The 2164-nt window shown below is 54.1% G+C and carries 1 rRNA gene; it reads right to left on the reverse strand.

The window, feature by feature from the left end:
• Nucleotides 1–410: 410 nt before the first annotated feature.
• Nucleotides 411–1932 (reverse strand): 16S ribosomal RNA (locus tag E3N94_RS15625).
• Nucleotides 1933–2164 lie beyond the last annotated feature (232 nt).

A 2164-nucleotide genomic window follows, 5' to 3' on the forward strand; every position in this document is an offset into this window, starting at 1 on the left:
CAAAAGTCTCACGATCGAAATTGACCAATGATCTAATTGCTTAGATCTTTGTAATTTGCTCTCTTACGAGAGTCAAATATAAGATGCTCGCGTCCACTGTGTAGTTCTCAAAGTACGGGCGGTACCCCTTCATGCCCACAAGTGATGTGAACAAGAAAAGGTCCAGAGGAACAGTCCAACCCAAGCCGAAGCCAGGGATGTTCCGGTCCCTCAGGACCCAACAGCGTGCCTATACAAGTCTCACCACCCGCCGCATTTCCAACCTCCGAGGAGGCGTACCGTGCGGCGAGAAGCCGTTCTTGCATCAATGTCAATGTTCCACCCATGAGCGCCACCGGAGAACGTATGTCTCCGAAATGGCTTGGCAGTGGTGTTCCGCTGTAGACAGACGGCACTGCTGTGCTCCTTAGAAAGGAGGTGATCCAGCCGCACCTTCCGGTACGGCTACCTTGTTACGACTTAGTCCTAATCACCGATCCCACCTTCGACAGCTCCTCCCCTTGCGGGTTAGGCCACTGGCTTCGGGTGTTACCGACTTTCATGACTTGACGGGCGGTGTGTACAAGGCCCGGGAACGTATTCACCGCAGCGTTGCTGATCTGCGATTACTAGCGACTCCGACTTCATGAGGTCGAGTTGCAGACCTCAATCCGAACTGAGACCGGCTTTTTGGGATTCGCTCCACCTTGCGGTATTGCAGCCCTTTGTACCGGCCATTGTAGCATGCGTGAAGCCCAAGACATAAGGGGCATGATGATTTGACGTCATCCCCACCTTCCTCCGAGTTGACCCCGGCAGTATCCCATGAGTTCCCACCATTACGTGCTGGCAACATAGGACGAGGGTTGCGCTCGTTGCGGGACTTAACCCAACATCTCACGACACGAGCTGACGACAACCATGCACCACCTGTATAGAGACCTTGCGGGGCGACTGTTTCCAACCGTTTCCTCTATATGTCAAGCCTTGGTAAGGTTCTTCGCGTTGCATCGAATTAATCCGCATGCTCCGCCGCTTGTGCGGGCCCCCGTCAATTCCTTTGAGTTTTAGCCTTGCGGCCGTACTCCCCAGGCGGGGAACTTAATGCGTTAGCTGCGACACGGAGACCGTGGAATGGTCCCCACATCTAGTTCCCAACGTTTACGGCATGGACTACCAGGGTATCTAATCCTGTTCGCTCCCCATGCTTTCGCTCCTCAGCGTCAGTTACGGCCCAGAGATCTGCCTTCGCCATTGGTGTTCCTCCTGATATCTGCGCATTCCACCGCTACACCAGGAATTCCAATCTCCCCTACCGCACTCTAGTCTGCCCGTACCCACTGCAGGCCCGAGGTTGAGCCTCGGGTTTTCACAGCAGACGCGACAAACCGCCTACGAGCTCTTTACGCCCAATAATTCCGGACAACGCTTGCACCCTACGTATTACCGCGGCTGCTGGCACGTAGTTAGCCGGTGCTTTTTCTGCAGGTACCGTCACTTTTACGCTTCTTCCCTACTAAAAGAGGTTTACAACCCGAAGGCCGTCGTCCCTCACGCGGCGTTGCTGCATCAGGCTTTCGCCCATTGTGCAATATTCCCCACTGCTGCCTCCCGTAGGAGTCTGGGCCGTGTCTCAGTCCCAGTGTGGCCGGTCACCCTCTCAGGCCGGCTACCCGTCGTCGCCTTGGTGAGCCATTACCTCACCAACTAGCTGATAGGCCGCGAGCTCATCCTTGACCAAAATTCTTTCCACCCCAGAAGATGCCTTCCAAGGTCGTATCCGGTATTAGACGTCGTTTCCAACGCTTATCCCAGAGTCAAGGGCAGATTGCTCACGTGTTACTCACCCGTTCGCCACTGATCAGAGAAGCAAGCTCCCCATCACCGTTCGACTTGCATGTGTTAAGCACGCCGCCAGCGTTCGTCCTGAGCCAGGATCAAACTCTCCGTAAATGTTTGACTGCACGACCACCGAAGTGACCGGCACATCTAGTGCAGAAAGCCACCGGAATAGGCGAACAATCTGCAAGTTTGAAACTGACAGAACAAATCATTACTGACTTGCTTTGTTGTTTAAATGTTTTCCAAAGGAATCTCTTCCGCGGTACCCCCTAGAAAGGAGCCCTACGACCGAGGTTTTTGGCATTTGACATTGTGCACGCTGTTGAGTTCTCAAGGATCGGAC

The organism is Cryobacterium sp. Sr3 (assembly GCF_004402835.1).
Taxonomy (GTDB): Bacteria; Actinomycetota; Actinomycetes; order Actinomycetales; family Microbacteriaceae; genus Cryobacterium; species Cryobacterium sandaracinum.